At 65.3% G+C, this 17,681-nt stretch carries 12 protein-coding genes; 8 read left to right on the top strand and 4 right to left on the bottom strand.

What is annotated here, in order from left to right; genetic code table 11:
* Nucleotides 1-56 precede the first annotated feature (56 nt).
* From QX126_RS06630 to QX126_RS06645, 4 genes are read left to right on the top strand one after another with little or no spacing between them, the layout of a single operon-like run.
* Nucleotides 57-1,673 (top strand): ABC transporter substrate-binding protein, encoded by a 1,617-nt coding sequence (locus QX126_RS06630; protein WP_315780048.1) that lies wholly within the window; start codon nt 57-59, stop codon nt 1,671-1,673.
* A gap of 24 nt (nt 1,674-1,697) precedes the next feature.
* Entirely contained in the window at nt 1,698-2,675 is a 978-nt protein-coding gene (locus tag QX126_RS06635; protein WP_315756600.1) for an ABC transporter permease, read from the top strand.
* A 2-nt stretch (nt 2,676-2,677) separates the two neighbouring features.
* Nucleotides 2,678-3,508: an ABC transporter permease gene (locus QX126_RS06640; protein ID WP_315780050.1), complete on the top strand. Its 831-nt coding sequence runs from the start codon at nt 2,678-2,680 to the stop codon at nt 3,506-3,508.
* Nucleotides 3,505-5,133, top strand: coding sequence for an ABC transporter ATP-binding protein (locus QX126_RS06645; RefSeq protein WP_315780052.1), 1,629 nt, complete (start codon nt 3,505-3,507; stop codon nt 5,131-5,133). Before QX126_RS06640 ends, QX126_RS06645 begins: the two co-directional genes overlap by 4 nt.
* On the opposite strand, the gene QX126_RS06650 is transcribed toward QX126_RS06645, so the two are convergent.
* Entirely contained in the window at nt 5,130-6,440 is a 1,311-nt protein-coding gene (locus QX126_RS06650; RefSeq protein ID WP_315780054.1) for an NAD(P)/FAD-dependent oxidoreductase, read from the bottom strand. The genes QX126_RS06645 and QX126_RS06650 overlap by 4 nt on opposite strands.
* Before the next feature lie 150 nt (nt 6,441-6,590).
* Between QX126_RS06650 and QX126_RS06655 the strand changes: the two genes are divergently transcribed.
* Nucleotides 6,591-7,448 carry a VOC family protein gene (locus QX126_RS06655; protein WP_315738083.1) on the top strand — a complete coding sequence of 286 codons (858 nt, stop codon included), beginning with the start codon at nt 6,591-6,593 and terminating at the stop codon, nt 7,446-7,448.
* Between the two features lie 40 nt (nt 7,449-7,488).
* Here the strand turns inward: QX126_RS06655 and QX126_RS06660 are convergent, their stop codons facing one another.
* Genes QX126_RS06660 through QX126_RS06670 form a run of 3 tightly spaced genes read right to left on the bottom strand, consistent with a single transcriptional unit; the run spans nt 7,489 to nt 10,633 of the window.
* On the bottom strand, nt 7,489-8,523 hold the full coding sequence (locus QX126_RS06660; protein WP_315780056.1) for a 2Fe-2S iron-sulfur cluster-binding protein: 1,035 nt from the start codon (nt 8,521-8,523) through the stop codon (nt 7,489-7,491).
* Entirely contained in the window at nt 8,523-10,454 is a 1,932-nt protein-coding gene (locus QX126_RS06665; protein WP_315738085.1) for an ethylbenzene dehydrogenase-related protein, read from the bottom strand. Before QX126_RS06665 ends, QX126_RS06660 begins: the two co-directional genes overlap by 1 nt.
* Nucleotides 10,451-10,633, bottom strand: a complete 183-nt coding sequence (locus tag QX126_RS06670) for a hypothetical protein (RefSeq protein ID WP_315738086.1) — start codon at nt 10,631-10,633, stop codon at nt 10,451-10,453. Before QX126_RS06670 ends, QX126_RS06665 begins: the two co-directional genes overlap by 4 nt.
* A gap of 777 nt (nt 10,634-11,410) precedes the next feature.
* Here QX126_RS06670 and QX126_RS06675 point away from each other — a divergent pair.
* From QX126_RS06675 to QX126_RS06685, 3 genes are all read left to right on the top strand, one after another.
* Nucleotides 11,411-13,273 (top strand): type I secretion system permease/ATPase, encoded by a 1,863-nt coding sequence (locus QX126_RS06675; RefSeq protein WP_315738087.1) that lies wholly within the window; start codon nt 11,411-11,413, stop codon nt 13,271-13,273.
* Nucleotides 13,274-13,276: 3 nt separating this feature from the next.
* The gene (locus QX126_RS06680) at nt 13,277-15,232 is read left to right on the top strand and encodes an HlyD family type I secretion periplasmic adaptor subunit (RefSeq protein ID WP_315738088.1); all 1,956 of its coding nucleotides are present in this window, start codon (nt 13,277-13,279) and stop codon (nt 15,230-15,232) included.
* Nucleotides 15,233-15,300: 68 nt separating this feature from the next.
* Nucleotides 15,301-17,433, top strand: a complete 2,133-nt coding sequence (locus QX126_RS06685; protein WP_315780058.1) for an autotransporter strand-loop-strand O-heptosyltransferase — start codon at nt 15,301-15,303, stop codon at nt 17,431-17,433.
* Nucleotides 17,434-17,681: the final 248 nt, after the last annotated feature.

Below are 17,681 nucleotides of genomic sequence, written 5' to 3' on the forward strand. Positions count from 1 at the left end.
CTTCGCCGCAATTGCACCATCGGCCAGCGTCCCCGCTTGGCCTTCGGGAGACCTTGATGAATTCGAGCCGTTTCGAGATCAGCCGCCGGACCGCCCTCCTGACCTCCGCCGCCATCGCCGCGAACGTGGTCAATCCATTCCGGGCCTTCGCCCAGGAGATCCCGCGCAAAGGCGGCGTATTCAACGTGCACTACGGCGCCGAGCAGCGCCAGCTCAACCCGAGCCTCCAGGCATCGACCGGCGTCTACATCATCGGAGGCAAGATCCAGGAGAACCTCGTCGACCTCGATGCCAACGGCCAGCCGGTCGGCGTGCTGGCCGAGAGCTGGGAGGCGACGCCGGATGGCAAGACCGTCACTTTCAAGCTGCGCAAGGGCATCACCTGGCATGACGGCAAGCCGTTCACGTCGGAGGACGTCGCCTTCACCGCGATGAACATGTGGAAGAAGATCCTCAACTACGGATCGACCTTGCAGCTGTTCCTGACAGCGGTCGACACGCCGGATCCGCAGACCGCGATCTTCCGCTACGAGCGGCCGATGCCGCTCAACCTGCTCCTGCGCGCGCTACCCGATCTCGGCTACGTCTCGGCCAAGCACATCTATGAGAGCGGCGACATCCGGCAGAACCCCGCCAACCTCGCCCCCGTCGGCACCGGTCCGTTCAAGTTCGTGAAGTACGAGCGCGGGCAATACATCATGGCCGAGCGCAACACCGATTATTGGAGGCCGAACGCGCCCTACCTCGATCGCATCGTGTGGAAAGTGATCACTGACCGCGCCGCCGCAGCCGCGCAGATGGAGGCCGGCGAGTTGCACTACAGCCCGTTCTCTGGCCTGACCATCTCCGACATGGCGCGGCTCAGCAAGGACAAGCGCTTCATCGTCTCGACGAAGGGCAACGAGGGCAACGCGCGCACCAACACGCTCGAGTTCAACGTCCGCCGCCAGGAGCTGGCGGACGTGAAGGTCCGCCGCGCCATCGCGCATGCGATCAACGTTCCTTTCTTCATCGAGAACTTCCTCGGCGATTTCGCCAAGCTGGGCACCGGCCCGATCCCGTCGACCTCGACCGACTTCTACCCCGGCGCCAATACGCCGCAATATCCCTACGACAAGGCCAAGGCGGCAGCGCTCTTGGACGAAGCCGGCTACAAGCCCGGCGCCGGCGGCACCCGCTTCTCGCTGCGGCTGCTGCCCGCGCCATGGGGCGAGGACATCTCGCTGTGGTCGACCTTCCTCCAGCAATCGCTGGGCGAGGTCGGCATCGCGATCGAGATCGTGCGCAACGATGGCGGCGGTTTCCTCAAGCAGGTCTATGACGAGCACGCCTTCGATCTCGCGACCGGCTGGCACCAGTATCGCAATGATCCGGCCGTCTCGACCACGGTCTGGTACCGCTCCGGGCAGCCCAAGGGCGCGCCGTGGACCAACCAGTGGGGGTGGGACAACGCCAAGATCGACAAGATCATCGATGACGCGGCGACCGAGGTCGATCCGGCCAAGCGCAAGGCGCTCTATGCCGATTTCGTGCGCGAGGCCAATACCGAGCTGCCGGTGTGGATGCCGATCGAGCAGATCTTCGTCACCGTGATCACGGCCAAGGCGCGCAACCACTCGAACACGCCGCGCTGGGGATCGTCGAGCTGGCACGATCTGTGGCTTTCCGCCTGAGCCGGAATCCGTCAGGATAAGGCCATGCGCATCTTGAGCCTTGCGGGGCGGCGGCTCGCCGCCTCGATCCCCACCCTGTTCCTGATCCTGATCGGCGTCTTTCTCCTGCTGCAACTCGCGCCGGGCGACACGGTCGACGCGATGATGGCCCAGATGGGCGGCGGCGATGCTGCGACTGCCCGCGAGTTGCGCCGCTTCTATGGGCTGGATCTGTCGGTCCCGATGCAGCTGGCCAATTACCTGTGGCGGCTGGTGCGCCTCGATCTCGGATTCTCCGCGATCTACGGCAAGCCCGTCGCCGCCGTGATCCTGGAGCGGCTGCCGCCGACCCTGCTGTTGATGACTTCGTCCCTGTCCTTTGCCTTTTTCTTCGGTCTTGTCTTCGGGGTGATCGCTGCGCGCGACGTCAACCGGTGGCCCGACACGCTGATCTCCACCGTGGGGTTGATCTTCTACGCGACCCCGTCGTTCTGGTTTGGTCTGATGGCCATCGTCGTGTTCTCGATCTACCTGCAGTGGCTGCCAGCCGGCGGCTTCGAGGATATCGGCGCGGTCACGAACGGCCTCTGGCGCGTGCTCGACATCGCCCGCCACCTGGTGTTGCCGTCCTTGACGCTCGGCCTGATCTTCCTGGCCATCTATCTGCGCATCATGCGCGCATCCATGCTCGAGGTCCAGAACCTCGATTTCGTCCGCACCGCACGTGCCAAGGGCCTCGACGAGACCCGCATCATCACCCGCCACGTTCTGCGCAACGCGCTGCTGCCGATGGTCACGCTGATCGGGCTGCAGGCGGGGACGATGCTCGGCGGCTCCGTCGTCGTCGAGACCGTGTTCTCGCTGCCTGGCCTCGGACGCCTTGCCTATGAATCGGTGGTCCAGCGCGATCTCAACACCCTGCTCGGCATCGTGTTCGTCTCCGCGCTCCTGGTGATTGCGGTCAACTTCATCACCGATCTGCTCTATGCGCGGCTCGACCCGCGCATCACGGCGGAGAACTGAGCATGGACGCCGTGAAACGCTATTTCCGCAGTCCCTCCGCGGTGTTCGGCCTGATCCTGCTTCTTGTGGTGGTGGGCATGGCGATCAGCGCCGGCTATCTCTATCCGCGCGATCCGCTCGCGCTCGCCGGGCGTCCGCTGATCTGGCCGTTCGCCAATCCGCGCTTCCTGCTCGGCACCGACAATTCCGGCCGCGACATTGCCGCCCAGATCTTTCACGGCGCCCGCATTTCGCTGCTGATCGGCGGCGTCGCCACGTTCATTGCCGTGGCGATCGGAATCATGGTCGGCGCACTCGCCGGCTACTACGGCGGGTGGGTCGACAACATCCTGATGCGCATCACCGAGGCCTTCCAGACACTGCCGAATTTCGTGCTGCTGCTGGTGCTGGTCGCGGTGTTCGGCTCGACCTTGACGACGGTCACGATCGCCGTCGGCATCGTCTCATGGCCGGCGCCGGCGCGGCTGACGCGGGCTGAGTTCCTCTCGCTGCGCGGCCGCGAATTCGTCCAGGCCGGACGCACCCTCGGCATGCGCGACACCCAGCTGATGCTGGGCGAGATCCTGCCCAACGCGCTGCCCCCGGTGATCGTCTATGCCGGCGTCGTGATGGCGGTCGCGATCCTCCTGGAGAGTGCACTCGCCTTCCTGCGGCTGTCCGACGCCAACGTCGCCTCCTGGGGCAACCTGATCGGTCTCGGGCGCGATGTGCTGCGCGTGCAGTGGTACGTGTCGGCAATCCCCGGCGTTGCCATCCTGATCACCGTGCTTGCGGTGTCGCTGGTCGGCCAGGGCCTCAACGATGCACTGAACCCGCGGCTGAAGCAGCGATGAGTCCAGCACAGCCCGTTCTGACCGTCGATCGCCTCAGCGTACGGCTGCCGAAAGGCGCCGACCGAACGCATGCCATCTCCGAGGTCTCGCTTGCGATCGCCGAAAACGAGATCGTCTGCATCGTCGGGGAGTCCGGCTCCGGCAAGTCGATGATGGCCAATGCCATCATGCGGCTGCTGCCCGACGGTGTAGGCACGGATGGCGGACACATCCTGTTTACCGGGCGCGATCTCTGCACCGCCACGGCGGCCGAGATGCGCAGCATTCGCGGCGCCGAGATCGCGATGGTGTTCCAGGAGCCGATGACCGCGCTCAATCCGTTGCGCACGATCGGCGACCAGATCGGCGAGGTCTTCGACATCCATACCGATCTCTCCAAGGCCGAGATCAGGTCGCGCGTGCTGTCCCTGTTGTCCGACGTCCATATTCCCGATCCGCCGCGCGCGGCGAAGGCGTATCCGCACGAGTTGTCCGGCGGCCAGCGCCAGCGCGCGATGATCGCCATGGCCTTGGCGCTCGATCCGAAGCTGCTGGTCGCCGACGAGCCGACCACGGCGCTCGATGTCACGACGCAGGCCCAGATCCTCAAGCTGATCCGCGAGCTGCAGCAGCGGCGCAGGACCGCGGTGCTGTTCATCACCCACGATTTCGGTGTCGTCGCCGAGATCGCCGACCGCGTCGTCGTGATGCAGCATGGGATCGTCGTCGAACAGGGCGCGGCGGCGGATATCCTGCAACGGCCGCAGCATGACTACACCAGGCAGTTGATTGCCGCGGTGCCGCCCGTGGCGGCGCCCCCGGCACGCGAGCTGTCGGACCGAATGATCCTCACCATCTCCGGCGTCTCGAAGACCTATCGCACCGGTGGCTTCCTCGGCCGCGGCGAGCGCGTCACCCATGCGGTCAGGGACGTCTCGCTCGCACTGCCAAAGGGCGCAACGCTCGGCATTGTCGGCGAGTCGGGCTCCGGAAAATCCACCCTCGCCCGCTGCATCATCCGCCTCATCGATCCCGATGCAGGAACGATCCTGCTCGACGGTCAGGACTGGGCTCGCCTCTCGCGCAGCGAGGTCCGAAGCCGGACCCGGCAGATGCAGATGGTGTTTCAGGACCCGTTCGCCTCGCTGAATCCCCGGCGCAAGGCGGTCGAGCTGGTGGCGCAGGGACCGATCGTGCATGGCACCGCGCGAGACCAGGCGCTGACCGAGGCGCGCGAGCTGTTCAGCCTGGTGGGGCTCGACCCGTCCGCCGCCGATCGCTTCCCGCATGAGTTCTCCGGAGGTCAGCGTCAGCGCATCGGGCTGGCGCGCGCGCTGGCACTGAGGCCCAAGGTGCTGGTCGCGGACGAACCGGTGTCCGCGCTCGACGTCTCCGTCCAGGCGCAGGTGTTGAAGCTGCTGACCAGCCTGCGCGAGCGGCTCGACCTGTCGATCATCTTCATCACGCATGACTTGCGCGTTGCAGCCCAGATCTGCGATCTGGTCGCGGTGATGAAGGACGGCGTCGTCGTCGAGCATGGACCCACGCACGACGTGTTCGGCAACCCGCAGCATCCGTATACGCAGGCTCTGCTCGAGGCCATTCCGGGCGGCGACTTCGCCCGGACCGAACATCCCACCTCTTAGCTGATCTCGCGCGCGTCACGGTATCGGTACAAGAGCAGCATCAGCGGCGCAAACGGACGCAGCAGGGCGTGCGCCGGAATAGTGACCGGCTCCGTGAATGGCAGCGCCAGCTCGTTCGCCGACACGCCGCGCACCGCTTTCGCAAGCTCCGCACCGAGGGGGATCGTGAGCGCGACCGCCCTGCCGTTGCAGCCGGTCCAGCCATAGGCATCAGGACCGAGGCGATGAATCCGCGGCATGTAGTCCGTGGTCATGCCGACATAGCCGTTCCAGACGTAGTCGAACCTGACCTCGCCGATCTGCGGCCACAGGCGCTGCAGGCGTTCGGCGACCCGCGCCTTCAGCCGCTCGGCCTTATTGCCGGGGCCGATCACGGCGCCGCCGGTGACCAGTCGGTTGCGGGCGTCGTACCGGGCGAAATAGAGCTCGCCATGGGTGTCGGACATCGCCTGCCGCGCCGGAATGATCGTCTTGCGCACGTTGTCGGATAACGGCTGCGTCGCCATCTGCCAGGACAGCACCGGCATCACCTCATGGGCAATGGCCGGCGCGAGAGCCTTGGAGAACTCGCCGCTATAGGCATTGCTCGCCAGCACCAACGCGCGCGCCGACACTTCGCCCTGCACGGTGCGCACGACCCAGCGATCCCCCCGCCGCTCGAAATCGATCACCGGAGAGCGCGCGTAGATGCGGCCCCCAAGGCTCAGCACCGTTCGGGCCAGCCCGCGCGCGAGCGCCAGCGGATTGATGTGGCCGCCGGTCCTGTTCCAGAAGCCGCCATGCCACGCGTCCGAGCCGAGCATGTCGCGCGTCTGGTCGCGTGAGAGCAGCTCGACATCGGCGCCGAACTTCGACCACTGCTTGAACCGGCGCTCGGCAATCTTGATCCGCCCGGGCGAATGCACCGGCTGCACCCACCCGGCCTGCTCGTGCTCCGCATCGATCCTGTAGCGCCTGACGGTCTCGAACAGCGCGGAGGCGCTGTCGCGCAGCATCGCAACGAAGCGCTCGCCGGCAGCGCCGTGACGGGCGATGAGATCCTCGGGATCCGGACGTGACAGCGTCGGAATGACCTGACCGTTGTTCCGGCCGGATGCGCCCCAGCCCGGCTCCATCGCCTCGACGATCGCGACATCGACGCCGGCCTCGCGCAGATGCAGCGCCGTCGACAAGCCGGTGAAGCCGCCGCCGATGATCACGACATCGGCCTGCAAGCTGCCCTGTAGCACGGGCAGATCAGGGCCAGGCGGGGTCTGTGCGGCCCACAAGGACGGCGGCCATTGAACGTTTTCTGCGGTCATGCTCATGGAGGACAGCTCATCCTTGCTGATCGACCAACATCCCGGAGGTCGATCTTGCCTTGCGCCCGGCGCCCGGCTGCGCCGGTTGCGGTGCATGGGTCGATTGGGCATAGTTCGGCCGCCAATATGCCAAGTTCGCTGCAAGGAGACAAACGCGTGGCCCTCAAGAATGTCATCGGTATCGATCACGCGGTCGTCGTGGTGAAGGATCTCGACGCGGCGGCGGATACCTGGAAGCGGTTGGGTTTTACGCTGTCTCCGCGCGGCACGCACAGCGCCAAGATGGGATCCGGCAATTACACCATCATGCTCGATCCGGACTACATCGAGCTGCTCGGCATCCTCGCCGAGACCGACCATAACGTTCCGACCCGCAACTTCCTCGCCCAGCGCGGCGAAGGCATCGAGCGCATCGCCTTCACGGCGATTGATTCCGCGGCCGGCGCCGAGGAAATTCGCGCGAAGGGCTTCGAGCCGATTGGTCCCATCGACTTCGAGCGTCCGGTGCCCCTGCCCGACGGCAGCATCTCGGCCGCGAAATTCCGCGTGTTTCAATGGCCGGTCGCGGAGGCTCCGGGCGGCCTGCGCATCTTCGCCTGCCAGCACAAGACGCGCGAAACGGTGTGGATCCCGGAACTGATGCGCCATGCCAACGCCGCCAGGCAACTGAAGCAGGCGCTGATCGTGACGCCGGACCCGGCCAAGGACGCGGCTCACCTGTCGCGCCTGATCGATCGCGACGGGCGAGACGAAGCCGACGGCGCCGTGACCGTCACCTCGGGCGGTGACCGCGCCGATTTCGTGTTCCTGACCAGGGACCAGCTCGCAGCGCGCTATCCGGGCGTGTCGCTTGCCGGTCTGCCGGAGCGGGGCGGCGCCGGCCTCGTGCTGGCCTCACATGATCTGACCACGACCGAAAAGGCTCTGGGGGCTGCAGCCGTGCGCAGCGGTGCGAGCCTGGTCGTGCCGCCCGCATCGGCCACGGGCACTCTGCTCGCTTTCGTGGCCGGCTGAGCGCCGGACTGCGGCCGCGCGCGTCGCGGCCGCCACGATCTCATTCCGCCGGCTGGAACATGGCCGGCCGGCCGCGCTGGCTGTCGAGCCACCCGACCAGCCGATTCATGAGTCCGCCGCTCGACTCGGAGGGCTGGGCCGATGAGACGAACGGATCGCAATGACACTTCGCTCCGGCCGCGCGCGACATCTTCGCGACCGCCTCCGTCATGGCCGGCGCGCCGCAGGTGTAGACGACGTCGTTCGGTGTGAGCTCCGGCATGTGTTCGGTCGGCCGGCCGCTGCGAATCGCCGGCGAGACGTTCTGCGGCTCCGACACGATCGGGATGATCTTCACGTTCGGGAAGCGCGCGAGCCGGCACAGCGCCTGATGCATGTAGAACGACTGCAAGGTGCGCGACACGACGATGAAGACGATCTCGCGCTTCGGATTTTCGGTGATGGCGGCGACCGCGATCGCCCACATCGGGGCAAAGCCCGTGCCGCTCGCGACCAGGATGATTCGACCGCGATGCTTCTGCCGGAAGAACGCAGTGCCCAGCGGCGCCGTCAGCCTGACGCGATGGCCGACCTGGATGTCGCGGCCAAGCGCCGACGACACCAAGCCATCCTTCAGGATGCGGATGTGCAGATACAGCAGATGGCTGTCAGGCGCGCCGACCATCGGATAGGTCGGGCTGTAGCAACGCGTCGGAAAACCGCGGTACTGGACCTTGGCGTATTGCCCGGGGAAGAATCGCAGCGGCTTCGGCATCTCGATGGTGACACCGACGACATCGGGCGCGAGCCGGACGAGATCACCCACCTCGCAATTCATCGTCACCGTGTCCGGCACGGGCTCCGTGATGATCTTCAGGTCGGACACCACACGCGCCTGGCACGCATGCGCCATGTCGCCTTCCATGCCGCCGAACAGCTTGCCGTCGACGACCGTCACTTTGCAGGATCCGCAGATTCCGCTGCGGCAGTCATGGGGCAGATCCACGCCGCTGTTGATGGCGCCGTCGAGCAGGATATCGCCCACATTCGCGTAGAACGTTTCCCTGTTGTACTGGATTTTGCAAATCTTACCCATCACTGCACCTCAAGTCGCATAGGCCGGATCTGCCTCGTATGTCTGATCTGGGTATGGTCGAACGCTGCGACACGCATGAACACGCCATTCTTGATCGGAACGTCGTACTTGCTTTTCGTGTCCATTTTGCGGGCAATTTCGAGCGTCCAATGGCCCGCGGCCCAACGCGCTGCGCAACGGATGTCCGCGCGATCACCGGTGAACTCGCCGCTGACGAGAACACCGGGCACGACGGTCCCGATCGGCGTCTGCGCATCCGCCTCGGCCGAATACGGCACGGATTCGGCCTCCGTCATGAACCAGCGTGCGCCTTCACTCTCGCCGATGTTCGGATCGAGATTGATCTCGCCCATCGCCGCGGTCATCGCGGCGACGTCCTTCGGAAGACGCTTCGGTCTCACACCCCGATTCCCTAGTCTTGCGGCCTCCCTGTCGATCACGAAATTGTCCGAATAGTTCGCGGTGCCCGGATCCGATGCGAACCCACCCTTGTAGGGCGTGAGTCCCTTGACCTGATCCGGTGTCGGCTCCGCAGGCGGACCGAAATGATCATCGTCCATCCATCCGGTCGGGCCGCCGCTCGTCGCCTTCCACAGCCAGGCGTCGGCATAGAGATTCGGCGCCGGCGTGTAGTGGATGCCGCGACCGGACAGGGTCGGCGGCTTGTCCGGCATCGGCTGCGAGCTCATGTGAAACGTTCGGTCCGCGGCCAAGGTGATCGGCAGCGTCGTGAACAACAGCGAGAACTTGTCCTCGTTGAAGTCGTTCTCGTCGCCCTTGTCGAATCCGTTCTGCAGGAGATGCCAGCCATCCGCCTTCTTGATCAGCGGCAGCTGCTTCAACGACCGCGTCGGATCCTCCCAGATGACGAGGAAGTAGACCCACGTGCCGTCATGCGCTGCCTTGATCCACACTCGCGATTCGCCGGTACCGTCGAAATTGTCGCCCTGGTTGGTCGTGACCATGTGCGGCTGGATGTTGCGCCAGACGCGATCCGACGAATCGCCGTCGAGGGTCGGCGCATCGGATGTGGCAATCCGGTACACCGTGACGGTGTCCTCGGCGTAGTAGTCGGCGGCGAACATCGCGGAACCGATCACGATGGCTGCGGCGATCGCGACCATGAACGGGTTGGATTGGAAGCTCGGATTGCGGCGGCGGGAATTGCCCTTGGCAGGTGCCGGCGGCGGACGCATGCGGCCTGGCGGCACACGCGGCTCGGAACGCGCCCGCATCGGCTCCTCCATGCGCCGCGGCGCCGGCATCGGCTCACGCGCTGCAGGCCGCGCAGCGGGCGCCGGCCTCTTCGGAGGCGCCTCCGCTTCCTCCAGCTTTTCCGACTGCTCGACCAGCATCGTGAGGAGCTCGACGGGATCGAGCTTCGGCGGCGGGGGCGGCAACGGCGCCGGCCGGAACACGCGATAGAGCTGCATCTTTCCGCCGATGCTGAAGTGAACCAGGACGTGCAGCACCACGAAGGCCGGGATCACCCAGGTCGCGTACCAGTGGATCATCATGGTGACGTAGCCGGAGGCCACGCCGAAGAAGAGCATGCCTCCGGTGACGATCAGGATCGCCATGGAGATGAAAAGCACCCAGTGCAGCATCACACTGATCGATCCCAGCCGCGCCGGCCGGCGGCCGAGCAAGCCCTTGAAGCGCATCTTGTCGATGGTGACGCGGCGACCGAGCCCTGACTTCGAGATATAGATCATGTAGGCGAGGGCCACGCTCGCGAGCACGACCCCAGCCGGCATGTGCCAGGTCCAGGTCCGGTGCCGGGGCAGCAGCCAGTCGAGATTGTTGGCGATCCACGCGTGTCCAGGCGCTTCGGTCGCCATGCGAAGCCCTGTCATGAAGGCGATCACAGTGGCCCCAACCAGGGTCCAGTGCAGGATGATCGTTCCATAGTCGGTCTTGCGGATCTTCATGCGTGCGCCTCCAGAGCTGCGCGCACGCGATCGGCGCGATTCACCGCCGACCCGGCGACCGTATTTCGTCTCAGCGGATCGATCCGGCGCGGGATGATTAGGTATTCAACCCTGCAGGCCGCCCCTCGACCCGAATCCATTCCCGCATCACGCGTCTCGATGGTGATGTCGTCCAGCAACTTTGTCGTCCCCCGGATACGCTTTACTAAGTGAGCAACTTCGTCCGACTTCGGCGTCACAGCGCCGTTCTGCACCCAATCGTTGCCCCGCTACGCTTGAACGTGATCGGTTGGATCACGCCTATGGTCGATCAGCTGCCGCGGCCCGAGCCGGTGACGAGTTGCTCGGATCACCCGCGGACTGATCTGCTTCGTCCTCCCTCGAGTTGATGTTGATCTCGTGCGCCCGATGCTGGACGGGTCACTGGTTCCACAGCGGCCGCACGTTCGATGATAGAACACATCGTCGGCCACCATGGCCGGCTGAGCTGATTGCACGTCTTGGATTGGTGCGCGGAGCCGCACGCCCTCGTGTTGCCGCCGCCATCATGATCGTTCTCAGCACCATCATCGAATACCGCATGATCGAGATGACAACGCCTGTGCGTTGCACCGCAGGAAGATTTATTCGCCTTCGTGGCGTCATTCGGCCCGGACCGCGACCAATGAGTACGGAACCAAGGTGATAGACGGACGAATGTGTGACGCGCGTCGCATGCCGATGGCTGTTATCACGCTGCAACTATCGACGATCGCGGACAGATTTCGCGCAGACCCGATCGCGCTGAGCGACGCCACAACTTTTCAGAGCCGGCCCGGCGCATTGTACCTCGCACCGGTCGTGTACCCCCGTCGCTGCGACGGAATTGCCCACTTGTCCAATTGTTGCCGGAAAATCGTCGGTATCGACTGTCAATAGCGCGGAGTGAAGCACTGTGTTTTGGGAGACGCGCCTGGATGAGTCTGGCTCAAGACCGCCCGAGAACGAAAGCCGCGGCTGCCCTCAACGACCTTCTCTCGGGAAGCGACGATCCGGTGACGCGCGGGTTGCGCCAGGCTGTCAAACGCATGGCCGGCATCGGCGTGTTCAGCGGCGTCATCAACATCCTGATGCTCTCGGGCTCGGTTTATATGATGCAGGTCAATGATCGCGTCGTTCCGAGCAAAAATCTCGCCACGCTCGTCGGCCTGTCGGTGATGATTCTGGTCGTCTATCTGATTCAAGGCTATTTCGACGCATTGCGCACCCGCATGCTGTGCCGGGTGGCGACCGTGTTCGACGCGAGCTTGCAGGACGCGATTCATCACGCTCTGGCCACCCTGCCCCTGCGCGGCACCAAGCCGATGCTGATGCAGCAGCCACTGCGCGATCTCGACCAGCTCCGCGCCTTCATGTCGAGCATGGGACCGACCGCCTTTCTCGACATGCCATGGATACCGATCTTCCTGATCGGCATGTTTCTGTTTCATCCGCTGATCGGCATCACGGCCGTCATCGGCACGGTCGGAATCATCTCGATGACGCTGGTGACCGACCGGTTGTCGCGTCAGGCGAGCAAATCCGCCAGCGATACGAGCGCCGCACGGCAGGTTCTCGCCGATGCTACCCAGCGCAATGCAGAGGTGATTCGCGCGCTCGGAATGCTGGATCGCTTCTCGGCACGCTGGAACGCCGTCAACGAGCGCTATCTGAAGGACAACATTCGCGCGAGCGATGTCTACGCCAATCTCGGGGCCGCCGCGAAAGTGCTGCGCTTCATCCTGCAGTCGGGCATGCTCGGCATCGGCGCGGCGCTCGTCGTCTCCGAGCAGGCCTCCGGCGGCGTGATGATGGCCTCGTCGATCCTGATGGGCCGCGCGCTCGCCCCGATCGAGATCGCACTTGGCAGCTGGAAACAGCTGGTCGCCGCGCGCCAGGGCATCGCGCGTCTGCGCGATATCTGCAAGGCCACCGCCAGGCCGGAAGCGCCGCCGGTCGCGTTGCCCCGCCCGTTCCGCGAGCTGACCGTACAGGAGCTGACGGTCACCGCGCCGGGCACCGACCGGCCGATTGTTCAAAACGTGTCGTTCTCGATCAAGGCAGGCACGGGTCTGGCACTGCTCGGCGCGAGTGCCTCCGGCAAGACCTCACTCTCGAAGGCGCTGGTCGGCATCTGGCCTGCACAGCATGGTTCCGTCCGCCTCGACGGCGCAGCGCTCGACCAATGGAGCAACGAGGATCTCGGCCGCCACATCGGCTACCTGCCGCAGGACGTTGCCCTGTTCGATGGCAGCATCGCCGACAACATCTGCCGCTTCGACGAGAATGCGAGCTCGGATGCGATTCTGAAGGCGGCGCAGATCGCCGGCGTGCACGACATCATCCTGCGGCTGCCGGAAGGCTATTCGACGCGAATCGGCCAAGGCGGCATGTCGCTGTCGGCCGGTCAGCGGCAGCGCGTGGGTCTGGCCCGCGCGGTGTATGGCGATCCGTTTCTCATCGTCCTCGACGAGCCAAATGCCAATCTGGACACCGACGGCGAGAACGCGCTCAGCCGCGCCATTCAGATCATGCGGCAACAGAATCAGAGCATCGTGATCGTGATCTCACACCGTCCCAGCGCGCTGAATGCGCTCAACGTGGCGCTGGTGCTGTACGAGGGCAAGGCGATCGCATTCGGGCCCTGCCAGGAGATCTTTGCCCGCGTCGCCGGGGCCAACAAGGCCGCGGGACCTGCCGTCGCGCATGCTCCTGCTCCGCCCAGGGTTGCAGCTCCGGCAGCGGCGCCAAATCCGAACGCCCGCTCGCTTCGTCGCGCCGCCCCAGCAGAAAGCGCTTGATCAATGAAACACATCAACGACTTCAGGCCCTTCGACGACGACGACTATGTGCGACCGAAGACCCGCGCCGTCGGTCCGCAGGGCGATGCATTGATTCTCGAACTGCAGCGGCTGCAGGGCGCATTCGACGACGGCTCGGACGAGGACCCGCGGCAGCGCCGCGGCGCACGTGACGGCGGCAAGAAGCGCCGGCGTCCGCCGCCGTCGCAAGTCAGGCCAAAGCCGCGCTCGAAGAAGAAGGGCAGCACCATGGGCCGCGCCCTCGGTGCGTCGCTGTCGCTGTTCGGTCTCGGCGCCCAGGCGCCCCGGGCACGCCGGGGTGAAGGCATCCGCGAGATGGACTGGCAGCAGCCCGCACCGATGCGTGGCTACGAGCCGGAGCTGTCGCCACCCCAGCGCAATCCGCCTGCACGCATGGCGGGCGGCAATTCGGCACCCCTGCTCGACCTGCAGGATGCGCGACGCGACGGCAATTTCGGCGTCGGTGCGCCGCGGCCGATGGGACAGCAGAACCTCCCTGCCCGCCTGGCGCATGCGCCTGTCGTTCCGCAAACCCGAGTCGGCCGCCTGGTCGGCACCGCCGGCACGGCCTTGACCACTGGCATGACCTTCATTGCGACGCAAGGAACGGCGGCCGATCTCGACGACGGCTCGGACGAATCGCTGGTGCCGCGCGTCAGCCGCATGTTCGAGAACGAGCTGCGTCTCGGCATGCGGGTGCTGCTTGTCGCCGGCGTTCTCGGCGGCGGTTGGCTGACCCTCGTGCCGCTCGCCGGCGCGATCGTGGTCCCCGGCAATCTCGTGGTGCAATCCAACGTGAAGGCGATTCAGCATCCGACCGGCGGCATTGTCGCGGAAATCAAGGTCGACAACGGCAAGCGCGTCGCAGCGGGCGATCTGCTCGTGCGGCTCGACGCCACGCAGAGCCAGGCCCAGCTCCAGGCGATCACCAAGCAATTGAACGAACAGCGCGCCAAGATTGCGCGGCTCTCGGCCGAGCGTGACGGTCTCGATCAGCCGGACTATCCGTCCACGCTGACCTCACGTCAGGACGATCCAAATGTCCGCACCGTCATCGCGTCGGAGAACGCGCTGTTCAAGGCCCGTGCCACGACCCGCAAGAGCCAGAAGGAGCTGCTGCAAGGCCGCATCGTCCAGCTGAACAACGAGATCAGCGGTATGGAGTCTCAGCTCGAATCCAAGAACAAGCAGATCGAGTTGATCAAGGGCGAGTTGGCCGGCGTGCAGGAGCTCTATGACAAACGGCTCGTTCCGCTGACGCGACTGACCACGCTGCAGCGGGAAGCCGCTCGGATCGACGGTGAACGCGGCCAGCTGGTGTCCAGCGTGGCGGAGACGAGGTCCAAGATCAGCGAAGCCGAGCTCCAGACCGTCAAGATCGATCAGGATTTCCGCAGCGAGGTGGTCAAGGACCTCAGCGAGTCCCAGGCCAAGGAAGGCGATCTGGTCGAGAAGGGCGTCGCCGCGCGCGACCAACTCGATCGCATCGAGATGCGCGCGCCGAACTCCGGCACCATTCACCAGCTGGCGATCCACACCATCGGCGGCGTCATCAAGCCGGGTGAGACCGTCATGGAGCTGGTCCCCGATTCGGACGAACTACAGGTCGAAGGGCACGTCCAGCCCAAGGATATCGATCACGTTCACACCGGGCAGGATGCGATGGTCCACTTCAACGCCTTCAACCAGCGCACCACGCCGAAATTGAGCGGCCAGGTCTCGTTCGTGTCGCCTGATATCACCAATGACCCGCGAACCGGCTCCACCTTCTACACGGTCAGGATCACGCTGTCCGACGAGGAGCGCAAGCGGCTTGGCAACGTCAACCTGATGCCCGGCATGCAGGCCGAAGTCTATGTTCAAACCGGCAGCCGGACGATGCTCAGCTATCTGATGAAGCCGGTTCTCGATCAGTGGCGCCGCGCCTTCGTGGAGTAACAAGGCCCGAACAGCCGCGGTCGGCGTCATCGCTCACGAATGAACGCAGACCGCGTCAGCACCTCAACATGAACGTTGCAAATTTTCCCCGCACCTCGGACCCGGCGATGGTGCCGACACGTGCGTTACCCGCCGACGCCCAGCCCGGCGCCCGCACCGAGGCGTCTGATCACGCACGCAAGCCGCGACTGCCGCCGCCAGCGGCCGTGCCGACCCAGGAGGGTCCCCAGGGGCTGCGCTTCGATTTCAACGACGGCTGCCGCGTGATGCTCCCCGACACCGGACACCCCTGGCGCGTCCGGCTGAGCGATCTCGAGACCACCAACGTCCTGTTCGACATCGACCTGCGTTCAGGGCACGTCAACAGCAGCAAGCGCTATTTCGTCCCGTTCAGGCTCGAAGTCTGGTCAGGGCCCGAGCTGCTGTTGTGCCACGACTATGATGCCACCGACCGAGACGTCCTGATCCAGTTCCCGGTCGGCACGATCGGCGACATCATCGGCTGGATGGGCTATGCGGTGAGGTTCAAGGACCTGCATCGGTGCCGCCTGAGCTGTGCTATGGGCGAGCCGCTGATCCCGCTGTTCCGCGCCGCCTACCCTGACATCACGTTCCTCAGCCACGAGACGGTCGAGCCGGAGCGATACTACGCAACCTACTCGGTCGGGCTGTTCTTCGACGATGCCGAGCTGGTCCATCAGCCCTATGATTTCCGGCAGGTCGGCCTGCATCGGACGGCCGCTCATATCCTCGGCGTCGATCCGGCCGAACAGCCGCCGCGCGTCGCACTGAGCGAAGACAGCCGTCCCATCGAGGAGCCCTATGTCTGCATCGCGGTGCAGGCGACGACCGCGTGCAAGCACTGGAACAATCCTGAGGGCTGGCAGAGCGTCGTCGATTTCCTGCGCGCGGCCGGCTATCGCGTGATCTGCATCGATCAGACCGCCGCGCGCAGCCACGGCGCCTACCAAACGCAAATTCCCGCCGCAGCCGAGGATCAGACCGGTGACCGGCCGTTGCCCGAGCGCGCCCGCTGGCTCAAGCACGCCGCGTTCTTCATCGGCCTTTCCTCGGGGCTGTCATGGCTGGCCTGGGCTGTCGGCACTCCGGTCGTGCTGATCAGCGGCTTCACTCATCCGACCAACGAGTTCGCGACCCCCTATCGGGTCATCAACCGTCACGCCTGCAACAGTTGCTGGAATGATGTCCGTCATCGCTTCGACCATGAGGACTTTCTGTGGTGCCCGCGATGGCAGGGCACGCCTCGACAGTTCGAATGCACGCGCCTGATTACGGCCGCGCAGGTCGAGGGCATGTTGCTTCGAATTCCCGGCTTCGGACAGGGATTGCGTCCGCAACCGCGCACCTCCCAGCAGCAGGCGTCGCCTGCGCCCTTTGATCGGCAGCGAACCTCCAGGGCAGAGTCTGCGCAGGACTCCGTAGAGAGCGACGAGCCGGTCGCGCTCGCCGCACTGCTGGCGCAGCCGCGCGGCGACGTTCCCCACGGGGGCCTTGCGGTCGGCGTCACGGTCGCCGCCGGCAGACTGCTGGATCAGGCCGCCGCCGGGATCGCGGAAGGCGATCGCGCGGCCACCGCCAGCGATCTGATGGAGGCCTTGCAGAACTACAAGCAGAGCATCGCCATCGTCAGACACCTGACCGGAGCCAATCCGGACGACGCCGGGTTTCAACGCAACCTCTCGGTCGCCTTGAACCGCATCGGCGCCGTGCTGTTCGTTCAGCGAAACCTCGAGGCCGCGCATGCCGCCTATTCCGCCAGCCTCGCCATCGTTCAGAAGCTGACCGCAGCACACCGCGGCAATCTCAGCTTCCAGCGCGATCTCGCCTGGTGTCACGCTCTGCTGGCGGACGTGCTCGCCGCCCAGGGCCGGCATGCCGAAGCCTTCGATCAGCGTCGCGCCAACACCGCGCTGATTACCCACCTCGCCAACAGCGCCTCCAACGATCCGTTGCTGCAGCAGACGCTTGCAAACTCCTACCAGAATCTGGGCGATGCCTTCGTTCCGCTCGGCAACATCGACGGCGCCCTCGCCGTCTACCGGATCAGCCTCGGCCTCACCAAGCAAGGGCTGGACGCGAACGGGCAGAATGATCCGGCCTGGAATCAGCTCTACACGACGCTGCTGCAGAAGATCAGGACTGCGCTCCTGGCGCAGCGCCAGGCTGCGCCGCCGTCCTGAACAGCGTTCGGCGCGGTTGGCCGGCCGCCACGCCTTCACCTTAAAGCTCACCCGGACGGATGATCCATCGTGGCATTTTTCCAGCGATGGCCCTGCGGCAAGGCCGCGCGCAAGTGTCGCCAGGCAGCCTTGACAACGTCTGACAGACCCTACGGCTGACTTCTGGAGACCGGCCACTCACCGGCGAGATGCAGGCAGCATCTTGACGACAACATGCAGCTCGCGCCTGATCGCGCCCCCTCGCATTT

Source organism: Bradyrhizobium sp. SZCCHNPS1003 (assembly GCF_032381555.1).
Classification (GTDB): domain Bacteria; phylum Pseudomonadota; class Alphaproteobacteria; order Rhizobiales; family Xanthobacteraceae; genus Bradyrhizobium.